At 41.6% G+C, this 16,709-nt stretch carries 5 protein-coding genes, 1 tRNA gene, 2 rRNA genes and 1 riboswitch (1 of these 9 running past the window's edge); of the genes, 4 read left to right on the top strand and 4 right to left on the bottom strand.

The features are described 5' to 3' along the window. Nucleotides 1-44 precede the first annotated feature (44 nt). Entirely contained in the window at nucleotides 45-10,514 is a 10,470-nt protein-coding gene (locus FIU87_RS16525; RefSeq protein ID WP_216647492.1) for a carboxypeptidase regulatory-like domain-containing protein, read from the top strand. 97 nt (nucleotides 10,515-10,611) lie between these two features. Here the strand turns inward: FIU87_RS16525 and FIU87_RS16520 are convergent. Together FIU87_RS16520 and FIU87_RS16515 are read right to left on the bottom strand one after the other, a co-directional pair. After that, nucleotides 10,612-10,684, bottom strand: a tRNA-Ala gene (locus FIU87_RS16520). A gap of 52 nt (nucleotides 10,685-10,736) precedes the next feature. Continuing rightward, complete coding sequence (locus tag FIU87_RS16515) at nucleotides 10,737-11,438, bottom strand: MgtC/SapB family protein (RefSeq protein ID WP_152445575.1); 702 nt, start codon at nucleotides 11,436-11,438, stop codon at nucleotides 10,737-10,739. 118 nt (nucleotides 11,439-11,556) lie between these two features. Here FIU87_RS16515 and FIU87_RS16510 point away from each other — a divergent pair, with 118 nt between their 5' ends. Further along, complete coding sequence (locus FIU87_RS16510; RefSeq protein ID WP_152445574.1) at nucleotides 11,557-12,462, top strand: DMT family transporter; 906 nt, start codon at nucleotides 11,557-11,559, stop codon at nucleotides 12,460-12,462. Nucleotides 12,463-12,538: 76 nt separating this feature from the next. Here the strand turns inward: FIU87_RS16510 and FIU87_RS16505 are convergent, their stop codons facing one another. Together FIU87_RS16505 and thiT are read right to left on the bottom strand one after the other, a co-directional pair. After that, nucleotides 12,539-12,724 carry a hypothetical protein gene (locus FIU87_RS16505; RefSeq protein ID WP_152445573.1) on the bottom strand — a complete coding sequence of 62 codons (186 nt, stop codon included), beginning with the start codon at nucleotides 12,722-12,724 and terminating at the stop codon, nucleotides 12,539-12,541. A gap of 103 nt (nucleotides 12,725-12,827) precedes the next feature. Further along, the gene (thiT, locus tag FIU87_RS16500; RefSeq protein WP_152445572.1) at nucleotides 12,828-13,406 is read right to left on the bottom strand and encodes an energy-coupled thiamine transporter ThiT; all 579 of its coding nucleotides are present in this window, start codon (nucleotides 13,404-13,406) and stop codon (nucleotides 12,828-12,830) included. A gap of 71 nt (nucleotides 13,407-13,477) precedes the next feature. Further along, nucleotides 13,478-13,578: riboswitch (TPP riboswitch) on the bottom strand. 395 nt (nucleotides 13,579-13,973) lie between these two features. Here thiT and FIU87_RS16495 point away from each other — a divergent pair. Both FIU87_RS16495 and FIU87_RS16490 read left to right on the top strand, forming a co-directional pair. After that, a 16S ribosomal RNA gene (locus tag FIU87_RS16495) occupies nucleotides 13,974-15,526 on the top strand. A gap of 331 nt (nucleotides 15,527-15,857) precedes the next feature. Beyond that, nucleotides 15,858-16,709 (top strand): 23S ribosomal RNA (locus tag FIU87_RS16490) (it continues 2,082 nt past the right edge of the window). Together the 16S and 23S rRNA genes form the textbook arrangement of a ribosomal RNA operon.

Raw genomic sequence — 16,709 nt, 5'->3', positions numbered from 1 at the left:
GTTCATCTTACATTATGAGGAAAAAGAAGTATTTCTCTCTTTTTATGATCTTTTTAATGCTTATAAGTTTGTTCATGCCAGGGTTGGCCGATGCTCAGATGTCTGAGGATGTGACCAATTTAACAGTAGAGCAAGAAAAGCAATTAGAAAAAGAAAGAGAACAAAATGTTCAACATAATTTAGAAGGATACAATAGTGAAGTTTCGGAAAATGGAATCCCTAGTTTGTTAGATGGAATAAACTTATCCTCTGAACCAGAATATGATGAGGATGATTTTGTAATAGAAGGTAAGGTAGAAAAAGATATTATAAAAGAACTAGATTCAGAGGGCAAGGTTAATGTCATTATCCGCCTAACGGATGCTGTAGATATGGCGGAGTTGTCTGCGGAGGTTTCATCTATAGATAACAGAGCAGATAGAGTAAAAGCTGTGGTGGACAAATTAAAAAGCATTTCTTTAGCCTCACAGAATAAATTAATGCAACAATTACAAGAGTTCGAAAGTAATAAAATGGTAAGCGATATTCAGACACTTTGGGTCATTAATGGATTGTCAGCTACCATCAATAAAGAAGCATTAGAGGTAATTGCTCAAAGAGAAGATGTAAAAAGAATTACATTAGATAGAGAAATAAATGTTCCGGAAATACAAGTGGAAGATACTCCGCCACGCCTACCTGAATGGGGATTAGAGAAAATTTTTGCTCCAAAGGTATGGGGAGAATACAAGCTCCAAGGAGAAGGAATTGTTGTAGGTATCATGGATACAGGGGTTTCTGGGAATCATGATGCACTTAGCCACAACTATCGTGGTCGTGATGGCAATCATCAATACTCTTGGATCGACTTATCTGGACATGGATACACGACACCTAATGATGGACATGGTCATGGAACACACGTAGCCGGATCTGCAGTAGGTGGCGGTGCAGGAGAACCAATAGGGGTAGCTCCTGGCGCGGAATGGATTGCAGCAAAAATCTTCAATGATTCTGGTGGGACAACTGCATCAGCAATTCACCAAGCATTTGAATGGTTTTTAGCTCCTGGTGGAGATGCAACGAAAGCTCCACACGTGGTTAATAATTCTTGGGGTAGTGCGGATACATACCGTACGGAGTTTTTAGAAGGTGTACGTGCATGGGTAGCTGCTGGAATATTTCCACTCTTTTCAGCTGGCAATGAAGGACCTGGCGCACAAACAGTAGGATCGCCAGGTAGCTTTCCAGAATCGTTTGCTATTGGAGCATCTGATGTAAATGATCAAATCGCTTCTTTTTCAAGTAGAGGACCGGTTTCATGGCCAGATGAAAATGGAGAACTAGTGAGATATGTGAAGCCAGAAGTAACAGCTCCTGGTCATCAAATTTATTCCGCTTGGCCAGATGGTGGCTATAACACAATTAGTGGAACATCAATGGCAGCTCCACATGTTACTGGAGCGATTGCCTTAATTTTACAAAGTCAACCTGACTTAACCATTGATGAAGTCGCAGATTTGCTAGAAAGAACAGCTCGTACGGAAAGTCATATGGGAGCTTTACCTAATGACAATTATGGACACGGTATTGTTAACGTATATCAGGCTGTCACGGAAGCGGCTTTTGCTGGAGAAGTAAAAGGTACATTAAAAGATACAGCTGGAAATCCTATTTCTGGTGAAATTTTCTTACCAAAAGAAGAGCTTCGTGTGGAAGTAAAAGAAGATGGTCAATTTAGCTTTAAGGTTCGTGAGGGCAAGCACGAAGTTATTGTTAGTTCATTTGGTTTTCATTCCATTACGGAAACGATGGACGTGACAAAAGGCAGTGTTGTAGAAAAGGCATGGGCACTAGAAACTGCAGCAAGATTTAATATCGAAGGGACGGTTAAAAATACAGAAGGGTCCCCTGTCCCTTATGCGTATGTACGTGTAGTGGATACTCCACTGCAAACCGTTAGAACCGATGCTGAAGGGAAGTTTTTCATTGAAAGCGTACCTCAAGATAAATACACGATAGTTGTGAATGGGAAGGGTATAAAACAAACCTCTCAGACAATCAATGTAGATAAAAATACAACGGTAAATTTTGTGGTTGAAGCTACTTCTGTAACAGCTTTGGAAGATTGGGCAACCTCTAAGAATAACTATTCTAGAAATGCAGTTACAAATGCAGAAGTAGATGCAGAAAATCTAGAAGAAACTTGGTTCTATGAGTCTAGTGGTCAACTATTATTTAATTCTCCAGTTATTGCGGAAGGAAAAGTAATCTTCACTACTGACCGTGGTTATGTGGTAGCAGTAGACCAACGTACTGGTGAAGAAGTATGGTCCATTAGAACAGGAGGTACGAATCGTTCCACGCCTACAGTTGTAGATGGAATAGTTTACGTTGCTGGAGGCGCGGACAGTAAAATTTATGCAATCCATTTAGAGTCGGGCATGACTAAATGGACGGCAAGTGTGGAGTTTCCAGCCATTTATGAAACACCAATCTATCATGATGGGGTTATATATATATCCTCTTATATGGAAGAGAATGCAAAGGCTGTAGCACTTGATGCTGAAACTGGTGCAAAGCTTTGGGAGAGCGCTATAGGTGACGGATCGTTCTTTGGAGCTGCAATGGGTGAGGGTTTCCTATATGTAGGGACATATGATTCTAAATCTTTATCAGCACTTTCTTTAGCAGACGGAAGTGAGAAGTGGAAAATCACCCTAGAAGATCAAGGGTTCGCTTCAAGTCCAGTATATGTAGATGGAGTAGTGTATGCAGTTAGCACGAACTTCAATAAAGGTACTGGTACATTAAACGCTTTTGACGCTGCAACAGGCAATTTGTTATGGAGTGCAGCGGATATTGGTGATACACAGGCTGGTTCTCCTATCGTTTATGACGACTTAATCATCATTGGTTCTTCTGCAAAACCAGTTATAAAAGCATTTAATAAAACCAATGGAGAGCTTGTGTGGCTAGCACAAAATGGAAGCACGATGGTGAACAGTGGAGCTGTGTCTGGTAACGGTTATCTATTTGTCGCAGACCTTGCTTCAAACCTTCAAGTGTATGACGTTTATACTGGTGAGAAGCTTCATACCTATAGCTTGAAAAACGTCAGTACAACAGGCGTAGCTATTACTGATGGACAAGTTGTGGTTGGAGATCATTCTGGTGTCACCAGTTTTGAAGCACCTGGGAAATTAACTGGTACAATTACAAATACCGATGGACAACCTGTTCAAGCAAAGCTAACGATCATGGAAACTGGAGTGTCTGTTGAAGCGGACGAAAACGGAGCTTACACACTTCACGCTTCCCCAGGAACGTACAATGTGAAGGTTGCTTATTACGGATTAAAGCAAAAAGTAGAAGAAATAACGTTTGTTTCAGGTTATAACACGATAAAGAATTTTGAGCTAGAGGCTGCTGCATTAGGTTCCGTCTCTGTTGAAGTGAAGGATAAAAGAACAAAGCATGCTTTAGAGAATGTTTCCATTACTATTTTGGATACACCACATGAGGGTAGCTCTGGAAATGATGGGAAATTTAATTTCTCAGAGGTATATGAAGGATCATATGCTGTGCAATTTTCTTTTGCAGGCTATGTAGATGAAGTAATAGAAGTAAAAGTCAAAGCAGGAGAAAATACCGCTGTTAGTTATGAAATGACTCCTGTTGATGTAGCTGTATTGGATGATTACAATGGAGAAATTACAAGATTCTTGAATAACAATGGCATTCCTGCTGAACAACGTGGATGGGACATTGTGGATGAAATTGGTAGCTATCAAGTTTTATACATGAATGGTGCTTATACTTCCATGGGTGAAAAACCTAGTGAGGAAGCGTTTGAAGAGCTTGTAGCAGCAGCGGATGAACATGGAGTTAGCGTCGTATTTGCTGATACTTGGGGCATAAGCTATGGTAGTTTAAGACATCTTTGGGAGTTTAGAAATGACCCAGCTCAATACGACTCTGACTATAACCCAGCGACTATTCGCCTACGTGTAAACGAAACGCATCCTATCTTGGAAGGACTAGATGTTAATACAAACTATGATCTTCACCACAATGGAGACTTTGTTTGGTTTAATCAATACTCCGGTCGCAATCTTGCAAGCGTAGGAAGCACAAGACTTGGCTTTGTTGGAGCAGGTGTTGCGTATAAAGGTGTAACAGAAGATAGTGCCCATTTACTATTATCTACAGGAGCTGCATCTCCTTGGGTATCTCCATTTAATGGATGGTTGCCAACGCAACAGCAAATCATGCTGAACGGTGTTCGATATGTGATGGATGCTGAATTTGGTGAAGTGAGTGGTTCTGTTGTTGATGAGAATGGAAATCCTTTGGATGTTACGGTAGAAGTTGTTGACACTGGAGTGCATGTTCCATCAAGTGGCGGAGCATATAAACTATTCCATGACGAAGGCTTGTTTGAAGTTGCCTACCGAAAAGCTGGCTATGAAACGAAAACAGCCACAGTTGAATTTAAAAATGGCGAGCCAGTTGTTAATAATATCGTTATGGGTGTTTCTAATAGTGGTACAGTATCGGGACAAGTAACCAATAAGATTACTGGACAAGCGATACCATATGTAGAAATCAACTTGTATGATGAACAAGGCAATCTTGTCGCAGAAGAAGTGAGCTCTATTAACGGTGCATATGATATTGCTGGGTTAGATGAAGCAACCTATCGATTAGAAATTATTCTAAGAGATTATGTAACGTATAAACAGACAATCGAAGTTGCAAGTGAACCTATTCAGTTAAATATTGAGCTTTATCCTTCTCCTGACGTTGGTGTGATCGGAGATTCGTCATTTGGATCCTTGAGAGAGCTTTTAGAGGGCCATGGTATAGAAGCGACTGATTATTCTAATATCAGTAGCATTTTACCTGAATTACAAAACCTGGATGTAGTATTTTTTAACGACCAATCTACCACAAGTGTAACCTTGGAAGTGTTAGAGGAATTCTTAGCTGAAGCAGACAAACATGAGGTGAGTGTCATTTTTGGTGACACATACTGGTCTGGCTCCGGTTTGAATCATCTTGTGAATAGATTCCAAGATCCAGAGTCACGTACCACTCATAGAGATCGCAATAGTTCAGCTGGTTACGTGGTATTAGAAAAAAATCCGATTTTTGGAGATTTAGAGCCTGGGGATTTTGTTGATATTCTTTTACCAAACCGAAGCGATATTGCATATTTCGAAGGGTATTCTGGCTATCCAATTGCCAATATCAAGCATGAAGCTCATGAAGAAGCGCATGGTTCAGGTATTGCATACAAACCAAGAACTGGAACGAGTATGGAGCTGTTAATGAGTGGGCATGGTATATCATTCACTCATGATAATAGACACTATACCGAAAGCGGAAAACAAATTTTTGTTAATGCGATCCTTTGGGCAGCTTACATTGAATACAACACGATTGAGGGATACATTACGGACGAAGAAGGAAATCCACTCTATGCACATGTACAGGTGGAAGGGGAAGGTTTAAGTTCATGGACTGACCCAGAAACAGGCTACTTTAGCATTGCCGCCTTGGATGGGGATTATGATTTAGAAATAAATTCTTTCGCCTATCAAACTGCAGCAAAATCAGTAACAGTCAATGAAGATCTTGGACAGTTCACAGTAAAAATGGCACTTCAAGAAAGCATCGGTTCCATTGAAGGGAAGTTCTTCGACGAGAATACACTTGAAGGAATTCAAGGTGTTCATATTGAGGTGAAAGACCATCCACGTGAAGCTACAACAAATGTGAGTGGAAACTTTACCATGGAGCATTTTGTCCCTGGAACATACTCTTTAGTGGTGAAAAAAGAAGGCTATGTACAACAGGAGATGGAGGTAGAAGTAAAAGCAGATGAAGCAACAGTGCTGAATCGTAAAATGAAACCATCACCAAAAATCGGGGTGATTGTGGATGGACAGCTCTCATCGGTTGTAAATTTAAAAGATTATTTAACTCCTAGAGGTTATATAGTAGAAGATCTCTATTACACAGATCTAGATAGAATTAGTGATTATGATCTGATTTTTGCTAATTCCGACTACAATAATAGCCTAAACCCTGAAAAACAGGTATTTCTTGATTTCGTTAAAGAACTGGACAAAACAGAAACGTCCGTTATCTGGACTGGTAATGGAGGTCCTAGGGGAAGTATTCGATTCCTTGTCGATTATGTAGGAGATCCAGCTATAGAACGAGCTGGAAGTCTGTCTTCCTCACAGAATGTACTAACAGTTGATATTATTGAGGATCATCCATTGTTTGAAGGAGTTAAACGGGATGAAAATGGTCAATTCTCGTTTGCTGGTCGTTATTATTATGGATTTGATGGCTACACAGGGAAAACTATTGCAACCGTTTCTCACCCAGGTCAGGGAGAGTTAGGAAGCTTTGCTGCCTATGGCGGACGAACACTGAACAGTGTGGAAGTTCTATTGTCTAACATGACAATAGGTTACGGTTTTACAGAATCCACTTACTTTGATGAAAGCAGGGAACGTATTCTAAATAATGCGCTTGTTTGGGCATTAGATAACACCGAACCTCTTGTTGGGGAGATTCATGGTCAGATTAATAACAACTTTGACCGAGGGGTATCCTCCGTCATTACAGTAGAGGAAACTGGTTATACCTTCAAAACAGAGCCAGATGGTTCATTCTTCTTGGCGCTTGACACAGGCACCTACACATTGAATGTAGAGGCATTCGGACATGAAGATAAGAGCTTTGAAGTTAATGTGGTACGTGGTGAAAGTAAGGAAGAAACATATGTTATTACTTCAGAAAATGCAGGCCTCATTAAAGGGCATGTGAAGGCGGAAGATACAAATGCTGGAATTAAAGGTGCGCTAATACGATTAGAAGGAACACCTTTACAAACTACCACAGATGAAAATGGCTACTATGAGCTACAAGCTCCTGCTGGTGTGACGTATCAAGCACGTGTAACAGCGAATGGATATACGCCACAGGTGGTTCCAGCTCAGGTGGAGAAGGATGAAGAAGTTACTCTTAACTTCACCTTGGGTATCTCTCAAAAAATTGCTGTAGTAGGAACGTCTACTAATAATGGCAGGCTTGTACCATTCCTTGAGCAACAAGGATATGAAGCGATTGCTTGGCTAAATGGTGATGTAGATCAATTAATGGAAGAGTTAGAGGAATATGTGCTAGTTATATTAAATGATAGAAATTCTTCGGCAATGCCAGAAGCGAAGTTTAAAGATTTCCTAGACTTGGCTGATAGTTATGGGGTAAGTACTATCTTCACCAGCCAATTTGCTGGAGGAACAATTCGTGATTTGAGTAGTTTCTATGGAGATCCAGCATCTGTGACTCAAGGATTCTCTCCAGGACATATCAATTACACGGTTGTAGAGGATCACCCAATTTTTGCAGGATATGAAGTTGGAGATGTCATTCGAATTGCTGACAATGGCGAATCGAACCAGCAATGGTCTTACTTCACTGAATACAGTGGTACAAAGCTTGCTGACCTTACGCATGACGAAAAAGGGACGCTAGGTGACGGTGTTGCTTACAAATTCAGTACTGCTAATTCTGTTCATGTACTCCTAGGAAGCTTGCATGCAGGCTCTTATGGACACCCTAACTCAAGGTGGACAGAAGACGCCAAACGAATTTTTGTCAATGCAGTAGATTGGGCAATGTCTGCTAGTCTTGGTGAAATAGTGGGTACTGTTCAGGATCAAGAAGGAGAGCCGATTGCAGGAGCAACTGTATCTATTGAAAGTGAAGGGTTAACCACACAGACAAACGCTGAAGGACAGTACCGTATAGGTATTGGAACTGGCAGCTATGAAGTAAAGGCTCGCGCTCACGGCTATTCTACTCAAACCGTAACAGTAGATGTGGAAGAACTTGGCCAAGCTGTAGAATTAAACTTTGAAATGGAAAAAACCGATCGTATGAGCCTCTCCGGTAATATTACGGATCTTGATGGAAAAGGCATTAATGGTGCCATGGTTACTCTGAAAGAGAAAGAGGGATTATACGAAGAGTCAGTGGAAACAGATGATACAGGCTCTTATGTATTTGAAGAGCTGATTGCAGGCGAATATGAAATCGAAGTGAAAGTAAATGGCTATCAGACCATCACCCAGGCAGTTAGTATTGAAGATGGTGCAAGCGTGGAATTAGACTTTAAATTAAGTGATTTCAACGTAGCTGTACTAGGAGATGTGAAAACATCGCTAACTGACTTCTTGAATGAAAATGGTTTTGCAGCACAAAGTCGTAATTGGGATATTGTAGACGATGTTTACAATTATTCTGTCATCATTGTCAATGAAAAAGATGCAACGGAAGAACAAATAAATAAATTGATTGAAGAAAGTGATAAAAATGAAACAAGCTTAGTCTTTACAGACACTTGGGGAGTGGATGGATCCATCCAACTATTAGAAAAAGTGTTTGGCAGTCCTACAGTAGCAGAACATGGATATAATGAAGGAGCTATCCATGTAGAGGCACTTCAAGAGCATGGCATCTTCTCCGGATTAGATGGTGAAACGATTAAAATTCATAGTGAGAAGAGCCCTTACGCCACTTTTGAAAATTATGAGGGTGTTACACTAGCTTCACTTAAAGTGGACGGAGAAGATAAGGGTGCAACCATTGCCTATGACTTTAGAAGTGAAAACCATATGCATCTATTATTGTCCACTTATGCAGTTAACAACATGATCAGCCCAACTCAAGGCTGGACACAGCAAGGTAAACAACTATATCTTCAAGCGATTGAATGGGCTAGAGATGGAGTACAGGAATTACCAGAAGCTCCAATTGCAGATGAGGAAGAGATTATCTCAACCGATGGTAATGTGAAAATTACTGGTAAAGCGGAATATAGAAGTACGGTCACTCTTTTAAATGGTGAAGAGGTTCTTGCTACAGCATCACCAGAAAAAGATGGAACATTCAGTATCGAGGTGAGCGGTCTAGAGGATAACGAATATGAGCTAAATTTAGTTGCTCATAATTTTGCTGGAGAAGTTATTTCTGATACGAAGGTGATGGTGATAGTTGATAGGGAAGCGCCACAGCTAAATGTGACCTCACCGGTAAACAACATGGTAACAGGCAAAGAAGTTGTAGATGTAAATGGCTCTGCTACTGATGCCAACTTAGACGAGGTATTAGTAAATGGAGAGAAAGTAGAAGTAAATGATGCTGGAGAGTTCTCCACTAGAATTATTCTTGAAGAAGGTACACATACAATCACAGTGGAAGCTACGGATTTAGCTGGAAAAGTCACGAAGGTTGAGCGACAGGTGACAGTGGACTTAAGTACACCAGAAATGACGGATTTATCTCCGTCTGCTGATCTTTATGTGAAAACTGGAGATAAAGTGGACATTTCCTTTAGAAGTGAATCAGAAGGTGGAACGGCAACTTATTCCATCAAGCTTCCAGCGCAGTTCACTACGCAGACTACGGGCAATATGATGGAAGAAGTAGAGCCTGGAGTTTATAAAGGGACTTGGACGGTTCCTGCTAATGTGGATCTTCAAGGTGCTGTAATTGAAGTGGAATTCATGGATGTTGCAGGCAACAGAGTTGTTCAAGAAACAGCTGGTAAATTGTTTATTTCGAAAGAATCTATTAGTCGAATTTCAGGGGCAACTAGATCACTAACGGCAATCGAAATCAGTAAAAATGGTTGGACTTCAGCGGACACTGTCGTATTGGCTCGATTAGACAATTATGCTGATGCTCTAGCTGGTGCACCGTTAGCATATAAACTAGGAGCGCCGATTCTATTAACGAAAACCGCTAAGCTATCTGATGGAGTGTTAGATGAAATTCAGCGTTTAGGTGCTACTAAAGTTGTGGTGCTTGGAGGAACAAAGGCAATTAATGATGGAGTGGTAGATGCTCTTAAAGAGGAAGGATTAAAAGTGTCCAGAATCTCTGGGTCAGATCGTTATGAAACTGCATCACTCATCGCAAATCATGTTGCGCCAAAAGGAACAACTAAAGCGGTTGTTGCCAATGGCCGTAACTTCCCTGATGCCCTTTCCGTTGCTTCCTATGCAGCGATGCAAGGTCTACCAATACTGTTAACAAAACCGGATGAATTACCTTCCAGTACAAATAAAGCCCTAAAAGCTTTAGGGGTCACAAACAGTATGGTGATAGGTGGAACAGCGGTGGTTAATGAAAAAGTAATGGATAAGATTCCAGGATCCATCCGAGTAAGTGGGAAAGATAGATATGAGACGAACATTGCAGTAGCAAAAGCATTCAATATGGTTAGTCAAAACATGTATGTAGCAACAGGCAGAAACTTTGCCGATGCACTAACCGGATCAGTTTTAGCAGCTAAGAACAACAGCGGTATTTTATTAGTAGGGAATAACGTATCTACCGCACTGTCTCAATACCTGAAGGAAAATAACGTAAATAGACTTACCATGTTTGGTGGTGAGAAGGCTGTAAGTGAAGAGGTTGCAGCAGAATTAGAAAAAATCATCAAATAAAAGAAGGTAGAAAATGCCCTGGGGTTCCCCTAGGGCATTTTCACTATTTAATAGAAAGAAAAAAACACCACTGCACTTTATGCAGTGGTGTTAAATATGGAGCATAGGGGGCTCGAACCCCTGACCTCTACGCTGCCAGCGTAGCGCTCTCCCAGCTGAGCTAATGCCCCGTTGCGACTGAATTTATTTTATCAAAAAATTCCAAGTTTGCAAATACTTTTTTTAATCCAAGTTTTCCACTTCTGCTTGGATAACGCCTGTTAAGGACTTAATATCACTGTAAACATCCGTTGTATACACCGCTTTTTTCGTTGTAACGATACAATTAAGAACGATATCATCCTTTTCTTCTTTAATCTTCACTCTTTTTATGGAGAGGTTTTTCTCTCTGATCTCTTTCATTATATTAGTAAGATTTACGCTCTTCTCTATAAAAATCTTCACTTTAATTTCTTTTTCTTTTAGTTTTTTTGGACCTACTAGATCAAAAAGGGAAGGAATCACTTTGACACCAAGAATAATAAAAATAACGCCAAAAGCTCCTTCAATAAAAAATCCTGCGCCAATTGTGATTCCAAGTGCTGCAGATGCTAACACTAATGCTGCGGTTGTTAGACCTGAAATAGCCTCATTGCTTCTTCTTAATATTACCCCTGCACCTAGAAAACCAATGCCGCTTATTACATATGAAGGAATACGTCCTGGATCCATCGGACGAGAATACTCTTTGGAGTAAAGAAAAGCAGACTCATAGGAAACAATCGTAAGTAAGCAGGCCATGACAGACACAATAACACACGTCTTTAATCCAAGCGGTTTTCCCTTTAATTCTCGCTCTAACCCAATTATCACTCCAGCGATGGTAGCAAAAGTTAATTTAATAATGAAATCATTTGTCTCAAGATGTTCTAAAAAAAACTCCATGTGCCCCCTCCTGACATTATTACAGCAGAAAATGAAAATAAATTGTTAGAGAAGTATAACAATATTCTGTACAATTAGAAAGTATCTATTATATTTAAGTTTGGATTGGTGATTAAGAATGAATAAATGGTTGAATCCATATATGGCACTCGCAGTCGGGGTTATTACTGTTTCTGCATCGGCTATTTTTGTAAAACTAGCCGATGCTCCTGCAGGCGTAATTGCATTCTATCGGCTTTTTTTCTCCGTAATTTTTCTTTTACCCATATTTTTATGGAAGTATGTTGGTGAATTAAAAAACATCACCAAAAGAGATTGGTTTTTTTCTGCAATAGCTGGTACATTTTTAGCTTTTCACTTTATTTTATGGTTTGAATCCTTGAACTATACCAGTGTTGCAAGCTCTACAGTATTGGTCACCCTCCAGCCACTCTTTGCTTTTTTGGGTACCTACATCTTTTTTCGTGAAAGGCTGAGTGCACGTGCTATCATATCTGGTATTCTTGCAGTTACTGGAAGCTTTATTATAAGTTGGGGTGATTTTAAAATTAGCGGGATGGCATTGTTTGGTGATTTTCTTGCATTAATTGCCTGTGCCCTTGTAACCGCCTATCTTCTATTTGGCCAGGATGTCAGAAAGAGAGTTTCCATCATTACCTATACGTTTATTGTGTATAGTTTTAGTTGTCTGACATTGTTTATCTATGTTCTTATTTCAGGAGATTCGTTCACAAATTATGCTGCATCAGATTGGTTTTGGTTTATCATGCTAGCAATTTTCCCGACACTCTTAGGGCATTCTTTATTTAATTGGGCAATTAAGTATATCAGTACGAATGTAATTTCTATGGCTATATTATTTGAACCAATTGGGGCAGCAGTTCTAGCTTATTTCGTTTTAGAGGAGATTGTTACATACAGTCAATTTGCCGGTGGACTACTAGTGATACTTAGTGTTGGCTACTTTCTACGTAGCAATCGTAAAAGAAGAGTTGAGCCTACTTTACCTGTAGGGGGAGAATAGGAGATAGGAGCAAATTTTTATATGGAAGTACCTACTAAAGCAATAAAGCCGACTTCCTGAAGTCGGCTTTATTGCACTAGCTACTAAGTTCATTTGCCATTAATGCAAAAAATAGAGCAAGAGAAAACCCAAACACCATACCTTCTCCATATACCTTACCAGTTTGATTGCAAATTCTAATTGTTTCAAAATATGAAAACAAGAACAACCCTATTGAGGTGCATAATGCTACTATAAATGCTGTGATTTTTACTAGATCCATTTCATATCCCCCTGAACATATCTGTTACTAGATTATATGAGAGAATTTATAAAACATGCGATTATCTTAAAAGAACAAAAAAGCTAGCCACGAGGGCTAGCTTTCAAGAGAAAGATTTATTCATTGTGAAAATTCGTGGAACAGCTCTTATTAATAGGATAGTAACAATTGTAGAGAGGATGAAGCTTGGTAACATATAGCTTCCGTTATATAGTAGAGAAAAGAGCCATACAGGCTGTCCTTCTGGCGCAAAATGTCCGAAAAAGATTATTCCAGCTGTAAAGTGGGCCAAAAAACGGACTAAGCACCCGATAAAGGAAGCTAATGTTACATACACAATTAATCTTTTAAACTGTTCTGCCTTGGCAGCGTTTGTTACTTGTTTTGCAAAAATACCAGCCAGCCCCAGACCAACAAACGCGACTATGTAATCTAATAACAACTGCACAATATTCACACCAATAATTTTCCCTATTATTATTTGAAGGAGTCCAAGTAGTAAACCAGAAAGTAAACCGCCTTTCAGTCCCCACCTAAATGCAATAATAAAAATTGGCACCATGGAAATGGTGATCGATCCACCATTTGCTAAACTAAAAGCTCCTGCCAATAAATCTAGTAAATAAGCAAGAGCACCAAAAATGGCAACCTCAGCTAAAAACAAAGTGTTTGTTCGTTTCATCTTTTTTCCTCCTCTATTCATCTAAACGCAAAAAAAGCAATAAAGGAAGGCCCCTTTATTGCTTATAATAAGAAATAAAACTGCCACATCCCTACGATAGTACTAACTAACAGGTTCAAAGGGTCAGAACTATGGTTCACTCTCAGCCAAACTGGCTCCCCTCGTGGATAGACTATATGCTTTTCATTACTTTTATCATACATAAAGGATGTATCAACAACAAGCACAAATTACTATTTAAATAGAGAAATGGAAGAATGAATCATGATAATCGAAAAAAATGAAAAAAAGTATTGCAATATAGTTGTAGGGGTGGTATATTTAATTTCGTCGCTGCGAGGCGCAAGTGCTTTAACTACTGAAACGACTAGGTTTTTCAATTATTTTTCGCTTGACTTACTTATAGAAAATTGATATTATAAGGAAGTCGCTTTAAAGCGAACTTTGTAAGAAAATGTTCTTTGAAAACTAAACAAAACAACAGCGTCCACGTTGACCTTACGAGGTTAACATGAACGAATTTAAGTAACAAGCTAGCAACAAATTTTGAGCAACAGCTCAAACTCTTTATTGGAGAGTTTGATCCTGGCTCAGGACGAACGCTGGCGGCGTGCCTAATACATGCAAGTCGAGCGAACTTCTTAAAAGCTTGCTTTTATAGAAGTTAGCGGCGGACGGGTGAGTAACACGTGGGCAACCTGCCTGTAAGACTGGGATAACTTCGGGAAACCGGAGCTAATACCGGATAATACAAGAAACCTCCTGGTTTCTTGTTGAAAGATGGTTTCGGCTATCACTTACAGATGGGCCCGCGGCGCATTAGCTAGTTGGTGAGGTAACGGCTCACCAAGGCGACGATGCGTAGCCGACCTGAGAGGGTGATCGGCCACACTGGGACTGAGACACGGCCCAGACTCCTACGGGAGGCAGCAGTAGGGAATCTTCCACAATGGACGAAAGTCTGATGGAGCAACGCCGCGTGAGCGATGAAGGCCTTCGGGTCGTAAAGCTCTGTTGTTAGGGAAGAACAAGTGCGAGAGTAACTGCTCGCACCTTGACGGTACCTAACCAGAAAGCCACGGCTAACTACGTGCCAGCAGCCGCGGTAATACGTAGGTGGCAAGCGTTGTCCGGAATTATTGGGCGTAAAGCGCGCGCAGGCGGTTTCTTAAGTCTGATGTGAAAGCCCACGGCTCAACCGTGGAGGGTCATTGGAAACTGGGGAACTTGAGTGCAGAAGAGGAGAGTGGAATTCCACGTGTAGCGGTGAAATGCGTAGAGATGTGGAGGAACACCAGTGGCGAAGGCGACTCTCTGGTCTGTAACTGACGCTGAGGCGCGAAAGCGTGGGGAGCAAACAGGATTAGATACCCTGGTAGTCCACGCCGTAAACGATGAGTGCTAAGTGTTAGAGGGTTTCCGCCCTTTAGTGCTGCAGCTAACGCATTAAGCACTCCGCCTGGGGAGTACGGTCGCAAGACTGAAACTCAAAGGAATTGACGGGGGCCCGCACAAGCGGTGGAGCATGTGGTTTAATTCGAAGCAACGCGAAGAACCTTACCAGGTCTTGACATCCTCTGACCACTCTAGAGATAGAGCCTTCCCCTTCGGGGGACAGAGTGACAGGTGGTGCATGGTTGTCGTCAGCTCGTGTCGTGAGATGTTGGGTTAAGTCCCGCAACGAGCGCAACCCTTGATCTTAGTTGCCAGCATTCAGTTGGGCACTCTAAGGTGACTGCCGGTGACAAACCGGAGGAAGGTGGGGATGACGTCAAATCATCATGCCCCTTATGACCTGGGCTACACACGTGCTACAATGGACGGTACAAAGGGCAGCAAAACCGCGAGGTCGAGCCAATCCCATAAAACCGTTCTCAGTTCGGATTGCAGGCTGCAACTCGCCTGCATGAAGCCGGAATCGCTAGTAATCGCGGATCAGCATGCCGCGGTGAATACGTTCCCGGGCCTTGTACACACCGCCCGTCACACCACGAGAGTTTGTAACACCCGAAGTCGGTGGGGTAACCTTTTGGAGCCAGCCGCCTAAGGTGGGACAGATGATTGGGGTGAAGTCGTAACAAGGTAGCCGTATCGGAAGGTGCGGCTGGATCACCTCCTTTCTAAGGATAAAGACGCTTGTTGTTTTGTTTAGTTTTGAGAGAGCATTCTCTCATGCTTCTAGCATCATCTATGATGTTAATGAGGCACCCATAAGGCAAATTAGAAGCGAGAAGGTCGAGGAAGCAAAGGAATGAACACCGGAATGTGCTCTAGCACATGAGGATGTGAATGACTGCAGCTGACGAAGAGATTCGACGCTTATCATTTGTCGATTGTTCCTTGAAAACTAGATAATGTAACTAATATCAAGATATTCACAAAATATCGTTCATCTTAGTAATTTTCTAATAGATATCATCGCTGATATCGACACAAGACCGTTTGGTCTGAGGTTAAGTTATTAAGGGCGCACGGTGGATGCCTTGGCACTAGGAGCCGATGAAGGACGGGACTAACACCGATATGCTTCGGGGAGCTGTAAGTAAGCGTTGATCCGGAGATTTCCGAATGGGGAAACCCACTGCTCGTAATGGAGCAGTATCCTTATCTGAATACATAGGGTATGGAAGGCAGACCCGGGGAACTGAAACATCTTAGTACCCGGAGGAAGAGAAAGCAAATGCGATTTCCTGAGTAGCGGCGAGCGAAACGGAATTAGCCCAAACCAAGAGGCTTGCCTCTTGGGGTTGTAGGACACTCTACATGGAGTTACAAAGGAACGGGGTAGATGAAGCGACCTGGAAAGGTCCGTCATAGAAGGTAAAAACCCTGTAGTTGAAACTTCGTTCCCTCCTGAGTGGATCCTGAGTACGGCGGGACACGAGAAATCCCGTCGGAAGCAGGGAGGACCATCTCCCAAGGCTAAATACTCCCTAGTGACCGATAGTGAACCAGTACCGTGAGGGAAAGGTGAAAAGCACCCCGGAAGGGGAGTGAAATAGATCCTGAAACCGTGTGCCTACAAGTAGTTAGAGCCCGTTAATGGGTGATAGCGTGCCTTTTGTAGAATGAACCGGCGAGTTACGATCCCGTGCAAGGTTAAGTCGAAGAGACGGAGCCGTAGCGAAAGCGAGTCTGAATAGGGCGCATGAGTACGTGGTCGTAGACCCGAAACCAGGTGATCTACCCATGTCCAGGGTGAAGTTCAGGTAACACTGAATGGAGGCCCGAACCGACTCACGTTGAAAAGTGAGCGGATGAGGTGTGGGTAGGGGTGAAATGCCAATCGAACCTGGAGATAGC

The sequence above is a fragment of the Bacillus sp. THAF10 genome (genome assembly GCF_009363695.1).
GTDB lineage: Bacteria > Bacillota > Bacilli > Bacillales > Bacillaceae_I > Sutcliffiella_A.
This window is presented reverse-complemented; position numbering and strand designations above follow the sequence as displayed.